We start from the raw sequence: 7,505 nt of genomic DNA on the forward strand, positions 1-7,505 counted from the left end.
CCCCCCCCCCCCCCCCCCCCCCCCCCCCCCCCCCCCCCCCCCCCCCCCCCCCCCCCCCCCCCCCCCCCCCCCCCCCCCCCCCCCCCCCCCCCCCCCCCCCCCCCCCCCCCCCCCCCCCCCTTTTAGATGTGTATAAGAGACAGATACACATAATTCCCTTTTAAAACCGGCTCTTCTACTGGCTGATAAATCTCATCCGCCCCGTAAGTCAAATTTGTTTTAATCATTGAATTTTTATTTAGCTTAAAGAAATTGTCGGAAGAAATATCACCACCAATCAAGAACTTTGCACTATCAACTACGACTACTCCCAAATAAGCTTGCTCTGCTGGAGAATCCCACAATCTTGCTTCGATTGTCATTCTCCTTTTCCCATTAGTATTTTTATACATCACTGAGTAGAAAAACTTATCGTTTCCATAGTAATTCTTGTTAGAACGTTGCACTGAATTTAATAAATTGTAAATACATCGTTCTGCCTTATACTCGGTAAATACCCCTTGCTTTGCCGAATTATCCGTTTGTCCAAGATTATTTTGACTCGATGAGTTTCGGTTGCAACCTGAGTATAATGCTAATGCCATTAGCAGGTGGGTTATTTTAGTAAATTTAATGCCTGATTTCATATATTAACTTTTAATTTCTACTATATGACTTGGCCAACTCTCCAGGTATTAGAATGTATTTACATTTTCTATATCTAAAAAATAGAGCAATTTATTTTCACTTTCATTAATATAACACTCAACTGAGTTTCTCTCAAAAATTAGTGATTTAGCATACTTTAACGCCTCGTCAGTATTTTCAAATATTCTGTATACTTTCTGAGAGGCATCAGTGGCATAATTAAAGTTTTCATTAAGAACAATACCTGTATTACGGTCAGCGACTAATAACGCAACCTGTCCTTCTTTTAATTTTGGAAATTTCTCAGTCATTTTAATTTTTATTTACTGTTTTAACACTAGCGCCTCTTACAGTGCCTGGCATTAGTACCTCCGCCTCATTGGTTTTTACACCATTAATCATCACATCTTTTATATTTGGACTTGCAACCGTACTACTTGTAGGAACTGTAACTTCCATTACAACACCCAAACCATTAGGTCTTAAAGCAAAATTTTCAGCGACTGCAGGGTTTGTTGTCCATGAGGTAAAATTACTGGCTGTATTTCCCGCATTGTGCTCAGCGGCCGTGGCTACGCCCCCCCTTAGGGACCGCAATACCTTCTTTTGCGGCGGAAAATCCGGGATGACCTTCATTAACACCTCTATATAAAGTCGTCATTTCTACCTCAGAAGCTGCAACTGAAGAAGTCGCTCGCAAAGCTGTCACCCCCTTTCCTATTCCTGCGCCTACTCCCGTAGCAGCCGCGTTAACACTTGCATTTGCAAAATTTCTTCCGGCTATTTCTCCTAAAGCTTTTCCATCCCCCTTAATTAATGCTTTGACTCCGTTTACCTCATCTTTAACATAGTTTATAACATGAGTAATGGGTAGCATTTTAGCATAATTTCTGCCATACGACTTAACTAGCTCTCCTGGGGATTTATCCGCTAAGCCTCTTACTCTAGCTGGTAGGCTGGTTACTCCTTTGTACATGGCCTGGTATTGATTCTTCGCAGAACTTACAGCCGTGTTCCAAAGATTAGACCAAAAACCAGGGCCTGGTGCCATCCCGTCAGGATCATCGAACCTTATCGGGTTGTTGAACACATAGTTGTATGGGCTGAACCTTCTCATCTTCTCCGCTAGCGGATCCACCACATTCCACCTTCCGATTATTGGATCGTAGAACCTGGCCCCGTAGTCGTAGGCCTCTAGCTCTTGTTCCAGCTCCTTGCCGTTGTACAGGTACTTGTTCTCCAGCGATACAGGACTCCAGCTGGTTTTCTCGGTAATCGATCATGTTAAGGATTCATCCAGAGCTTTATAGCTCAAAACTCCCAGCTAGAAGCAATATATATACGAACGTATATTATCCATCTTTCAATAATACATGAGATAAATTCTCTAATAGTCCATCTAATAAAAGATATCTCACAGCAATCAGGGATTAAAGCTCTTCTAAGACAAACACTACGTCATTCAATCTGGCGACTCTTTCTATATCCATATTTTCATCATTAAGTAGCACATGATTGAATTCTGGTTCTAAAACATAAAAACCATCTCGAAACCCTACCAATCGATCTAAGACTAAGTCAGGCGACATTACTTCTTCTTCGTTCAAGACATCAAAAATACTATTGCCAGTCTTTGGTATGGCTTTTATCCTAAAATTAGCTAAAGAGTTGGGGTCTGTAATTCTGCTGCTAGATCCATTAAAATCTGCACCATCGCCATATACTTCTAGGTAATTATTAATTTTTAATACTTTTCTCTTTATAAGAAGCTCCCAATTTGATTGTAGCCAATCGTTCATAGCACTTTCATTAGACGTATAATCTCTATCAACAAGTAATTCGCTAACCTCAGCCCAACTATTATCCATAAAGGTCGCAAATGTTTTAATTGCTTTATCTATTAGCATATTGTCTTTTATTTTTTTAGAAGTTTTTTTAAGTAATCAATTTCCGCCTGTGTTGCAACACGCTTATATCCTTCCAGGCAATGGATTTTCGAACTTAACTTTTTGAAGGGTGCCCGCAGGAGCTTTGGGATGTGTGTTTGGCACCCATTCTTTTACTCTCGCCGCATTTATATCTATTTTACTTCCGTCTTTAAATACAATTTCAACAGCCTCCCCGTCTCTCCCAATTCGAGTAGCAACTTCTGCCACTTCCTTGCCAAAAGCCTTCGTGGCTGCCTTCGCGACTTTATTGCTATTCTTAAATTCGGAAACCAAAGGTATTATTCCTGCGAGCCTCCAACCCCAAGATAAATCATTTCCAGCCCTGTCTTTGCCCTCTATCAAATTGGCAAAATCAATTACAACACCAATAGGGGTAAATCCAAATCCCAATTCCATAGCATCACTTAGCCCACTGCCTCCATCTCCTTTTTCCACCTGGCTTATAGAATACCCATTCTGAGTTTTTCGAATTATGGCACCAGGTCTATTTATTATATTTTTACCCTTTTTCGTTGGTGGGTCTTCCTCTGCGCTTTGTTGAGAATTGCTTTGTCCCAAGACTGCCGCAATTTCAGCAGTATTACTTGTCGAATAGCCCCCTGCTGTTTCCACCCACATTCCATTTGGATCTAATTTTCCAATAGGATCGTTCAGTGCATAGTTATATGGTGAATATGCATGGTAGCTTTCTGTCAACGGATCCACCACGTTCCATCTTCCAATTATCGGATCATAGAACCTGGCGCCATAGTCGTAAGCCTCCAGCTCTTCCTGCAATTCCTTGCCATTATAAAGGTATTTATTATTGCCTGCACTTGCAACCCTGCGCAGGCCGAACGGATAGTAGTCATCCTCCTGCAACCGGCGCACCGCCCCCCTAAATATCGAAAACGTAGTGCGCGTTTCCAAAGTGGCCACCAAGTGATTATACAAACGCTTACCATGGCCCTTTAAAGCCCAACGGTGGCCGCTGTGGAGTTGCAGTTGCCTTCACAAGCAAGACTCTCCTCATGGCGGAATCTATAGCTTATGAATAGTAAGGCAGAGATTCTAAATCCCGACTAACGAGCTTAAAGGCCTAGGTTTTATCCAACAAACAGAAATTATTATTCTACATAAAAGGTATCTATTAGTTCCTGCAACGTCTTTCCTTCCGGTGTTAAGCCGTAATTAGTATCAAACCCTACTCTCTGTTGTCTTTCAATGGCCCAATCCCGTATTTCATCAGCAATATCATTTTTAAATTCAAGACTGACCTTTTCGTCACTGTCATTACGTTCAAAAATACTCCACTGAATTTTCTTCTCCATTGGAAGGCTATGGGTTAAATAATCGTATTGACTTTTTGATAATTTAACAATCATTTTTATATCTTATTTAAAAGTTTGGCCGCTTTGCTTGAAGATGTCGGATTAACCGATAGTATCTTACCTGTTTGAGGGTTTACTACTACTTCTCCAAATTGTCCTATAAATCTCTGACTTTGTCTTCCAAGTTGGTCTGTAACTATACTTCCTGTCTTTAATGGCTTCTTTAAAGCATCTAAAATAGCCGATGGTTTTACACCTCTTTCCATGGCCCTTTCTAAAGCATGCTTGGTAACCAATCGTATGGATTATCGTCTTGCGATTCTTTTGTTGAGGTCTGTCCGCTTTCTGTTGTTTTGTCTTCAGCTGACATTCCGTTTGGATCGATAAATCTTATTGGATTATTATTCCCATAATTATATGGAGAATATACCCTGATTTTCTCCGCCAACGGATCCACCACGTTCCACCTTCCAATTATCGGGTCGTAGAACCTGGCCCCGTAGTCGTAGGCCTCCAGCGCCTGTACAGGTTTTAATTAGGTAGTCTGCAAGCATAAAACGAAGAATTAGTAATTGCAGATTCTAGCAAACGGGCTGTGGACTAAATAATTACGTTAACTTATAATCACTTTTGCATAGTTGCCAAACCTTAATTGACATATACTGTGATCTACTTTCTCATTCTACATTGTACCTTGATTTACAATTTAGTTTTCCTACATGTTTTAGTTAATCTTCTATGAGCACTTGTTTAACTCCTCCTTACTATTACATTTTTAAATCCAACAATAATATGATGTGTTCCACTGTGGAATCTTAACGCCCATAAATTATTTCTTTTTTCATCCTTCATAAAATACAAATATTCGCAGTCATTAAATTTTTCTAGAATAGTATCTATTACATTAAATTCCTTATTAGCAAAATCATTTCTATAAATAAATGCAACCACTTCAATAAAAGACAATGTATATAACACATCTTTATTATTTTCTACACAAATTACATTTATCTCTAATGTATCATAGCTATGGCTAAAGCTTTCGACCCATACGATAGTTAGCAGAAAGTCCTTACTTAGTTTATCATTCATATTCTATTGTATTTTTATTTGTTCAGGATGTATCGTTCGATTGTCATGTATTATTTTTTGATCCCTAGTTGCTTGAAATCCATCTTCCGTTTTTATCAGTTTTTCTCCCCTATTTACACGACTGCCATCAATTGGATCATATCTAGGCTTTGTAGATCTTACTACTGTTCCATCTGGCTTAATTGTGACCTCTGATCCATCTTCATTTTTGTATGTTCTATAACCACCTTTGTTCTTCTTGCCATCTTTATCTTCTTGATTCCCTGGTTTTGTTGGTTCGCCACCCTCAAAGCCGGCATCTTTTAGCGCTTTATCTGCTTCTCCTAATGACTTTCCTTGCAAATCAGGCACCGTTCCTACCTTCCCAACATCAGTTAGACCTCTATTAATTCTAAAATAACCAAAAATACCATCATAGTTAACAACGTCTCTCATTTCCCCTGACTTTATTTTCTTATGCCTTATCCACATTGCCTCAGAAGCTTTATCGCTTATCTCCAACAAAGAAATAAAAACGCCTAATCCTGGCACCTTTTTTAAGGTTTTTCTTGCTGGTAAAGGCAATGCTAATCCATCTCCGGGCCCATAACTCGGAGCCATCCCATCCGGATCAATGAACCTTATCGGGTTGTTGAACACATAGTTGTACGGGCTGAACCTTCTCATCTTCTCAGCCAATGGATCCACCACGTTCCACCTGCCGATCACCGGGTCGTAGAACCTTGCCCCGTAGTCGTACTGTTCCAGCTCCTGCTGCAGCTCCTTGCCGTTGTACAGGTACTTGTTGTCCAGCGATACGGGGCTCCCCGCTGATTTCCTCAGGCCGAAGGGATAGTAGTTGTCCTCCTGCAGCGAGTGCTACCGAAGAAAATTATATATGTCTTCTAAAGCTCACATGTAGAAAGCATTCGCATATATCACAAGATGGTAGCGATTATAAGTCTCTTTAAGTAAGACGGTTGCCTCCTGCAATCATTCGCATAATTTCCTTATTTTATCAATAACAGATTGATTTGACAAGTCCCAATACCACCACTTATCAGGATGATTTTTTTCCTTGGAGAACCTTCTTTTATAAGCAATTTTAAATAAAGCAAGCATTAACTTTAAAACTTTATGTTGCTCCCCTTCAGGAAGTTCTATTATTTTTTGAAGATTATGGTTGGCTACTCCTTTGGTCGCCAAAAGGACAGATGGAGTATATGTTCTTTTTAATCCGCTTTCTACTATTGCTTGATCAATATCTTCTTCTGTTACTTTCGTCTGAATAATAAGATTCACTATCTCTGATAATGCATTATGCTTATCTTTCTCATTGTTTTTTTGCAAAAGGGCTACTATTTCGTCAATTGATATTAATCCTTGCCCATATTTGTTTATAAGTATTTCTTGCTCTAATTTCATTTTATTGCCTAGGTTTAATAGTAATGTGCGGTTCTGTTTTATCAACGGCACCCTTAAAAAGATCTATATTTCTAGGAGTATTATCGAGAATAGATTTCGAACCGGGCAAAGAATTTTTTATTTTGCCCCACTCTTTGCTCTTAACTCCATTAATGACATAATCCCAATCCGAATAAGCTGTAGCTGTACCGCTTGCCCTACTACCAACGACATTAATCTCTTTCCCTATTCTTGTAGCAGCGTTCTCTATTTAGAAAAACTACAAGATGTTGATCCCTCCAACCTCACAACTATTTATCTGTTAGTCAGTATATTATATGTCGTTCTGAAATTAGCGAAAAGGGATCAATCAAATTGGATTGTCCACTATGGATTAACAGAAGTATTCATTTTCAATTGGATATCAAATGTGCTTCTAAGTTCTGTATCTATATTTTCTTAATTGTAAAAATTAATGGTAGCATGGAATTTAAAATTCTCATCTAATAGAAAGCACGTATTGCTGTATCCATTTCTTGCAACATTTAAACAAACCCTCTTTGCATTGATAGATCGCGTTAAGAACATACCACAAACATATACATCATCCGAATAAATAAAACAGTTGTCCGAAGCATTAGAAAATGCTAGCTCTAACAGCTTTCTTTTACAATTAAGGTCTAATAGTTTTTGATAATTTGTGAATAGATTGCTTTAGTTTCTTGTGATAATTTTAATCTCTCATCCAAGTCATTTAGCCGTGCCTGAATACCCGTAAAAGCATCCTCATCAAAGCAATTCATAAATTCGGTTTTACTCGTCTCATTTTTAAATCCGACTATACCTACTTCAAGGTCTTTAGAGCCTATAATTCCCCAAGTGGCTTCATTAGAATACATAGCAATGGTTTCGGCATTATACAATAAGGCATCGGCCGGACTATTACCCGGGTCGCGATGAAGGAACTCTATCTGTCTCTTATACACATCTGACGCTGCCGACGAACCACGACAAAAAAAAATTTTTTGAGGGGGGGGGGGGGGGGGGGGGGGGGGGGGGGGGGGGGGGGGGGGGGGGGGGGGGGGTGGGGGGGGGGGGGGGGGGGGGGGGGGGGGGGGGGGGGGGGGGGGGGGGGGGGGGGGGG

At 40.2% G+C, this 7,505-nt stretch carries 10 protein-coding genes and 2 pseudogenes; all 12 read right to left on the reverse strand.

Translation table 11 applies throughout. From position 1 onward, the window contains the following. Positions 1-122 precede the first annotated feature (122 nt). The 12 genes and pseudogenes from JHD69_RS18155 to JHD69_RS18215 all read right to left on the reverse strand — a co-directional run bounded on the left by JHD69_RS18155 (position 123) and on the right by JHD69_RS18215 (position 7,260). Positions 123-626, reverse strand: a complete 504-nt coding sequence (locus JHD69_RS18155; RefSeq protein ID WP_199141763.1) for a hypothetical protein — start codon at positions 624-626, stop codon at positions 123-125. A gap of 48 nt (positions 627-674) precedes the next feature. Further along, positions 675-938, reverse strand: a complete 264-nt coding sequence (locus tag JHD69_RS18160) for a hypothetical protein (protein WP_199141764.1) — start codon at positions 936-938, stop codon at positions 675-677. Positions 939-1,186: 248 nt separating this feature from the next. Further along, on the reverse strand, positions 1,187-1,903 hold the full coding sequence (locus tag JHD69_RS21525) for an RHS repeat domain-containing protein (protein WP_370583517.1): 717 nt from the start codon (positions 1,901-1,903) through the stop codon (positions 1,187-1,189). 154 nt (positions 1,904-2,057) lie between these two features. Further along, positions 2,058-2,534, reverse strand: coding sequence for a hypothetical protein (locus JHD69_RS18170; RefSeq protein ID WP_199141765.1), 477 nt, complete (start codon positions 2,532-2,534; stop codon positions 2,058-2,060). A 63-nt stretch (positions 2,535-2,597) separates the two neighbouring features. Then, the gene (locus JHD69_RS21530) at positions 2,598-3,485 is read right to left on the reverse strand and encodes an RHS repeat-associated core domain-containing protein (protein ID WP_370583515.1); all 888 of its coding nucleotides are present in this window, start codon (positions 3,483-3,485) and stop codon (positions 2,598-2,600) included. 197 nt (positions 3,486-3,682) lie between these two features. Continuing rightward, positions 3,683-3,940, reverse strand: a complete 258-nt coding sequence (locus tag JHD69_RS18180; protein ID WP_199141766.1) for a hypothetical protein — start codon at positions 3,938-3,940, stop codon at positions 3,683-3,685. Between the two features lie 2 nt (positions 3,941-3,942). Beyond that, a complete protein-coding gene (locus tag JHD69_RS18185) occupies positions 3,943-4,152 on the reverse strand; it encodes a hypothetical protein (RefSeq protein ID WP_199141767.1) in 210 nt (69 codons plus the stop codon). An 89-nt stretch (positions 4,153-4,241) separates the two neighbouring features. Continuing rightward, positions 4,242-4,394 (reverse strand): annotated as a pseudogene (locus tag JHD69_RS21535) (RHS repeat-associated core domain-containing protein); the annotation flags it as partial. A 242-nt stretch (positions 4,395-4,636) separates the two neighbouring features. Continuing rightward, complete coding sequence (locus tag JHD69_RS18195) at positions 4,637-4,978, reverse strand: hypothetical protein (RefSeq protein WP_199141768.1); 342 nt, start codon at positions 4,976-4,978, stop codon at positions 4,637-4,639. A gap of 591 nt (positions 4,979-5,569) precedes the next feature. Beyond that, positions 5,570-5,830: pseudogene (locus JHD69_RS18200) on the reverse strand (RHS repeat domain-containing protein); the annotation flags it as partial. 120 nt (positions 5,831-5,950) lie between these two features. Next, the gene (locus JHD69_RS18205) at positions 5,951-6,382 is read right to left on the reverse strand and encodes a DUF5958 family protein (RefSeq protein WP_199141769.1); all 432 of its coding nucleotides are present in this window, start codon (positions 6,380-6,382) and stop codon (positions 5,951-5,953) included. A 659-nt stretch (positions 6,383-7,041) separates the two neighbouring features. Next, complete coding sequence (locus JHD69_RS18215) at positions 7,042-7,260, reverse strand: hypothetical protein (RefSeq protein ID WP_199141770.1); 219 nt, start codon at positions 7,258-7,260, stop codon at positions 7,042-7,044. Positions 7,261-7,505: the final 245 nt, after the last annotated feature.

It is taken from the genome of Pedobacter sp. ASV12 (genome assembly GCF_016429155.1).
In the GTDB taxonomy this organism is placed as follows: Bacteria; Bacteroidota; Bacteroidia; order Sphingobacteriales; family Sphingobacteriaceae; genus Pedobacter.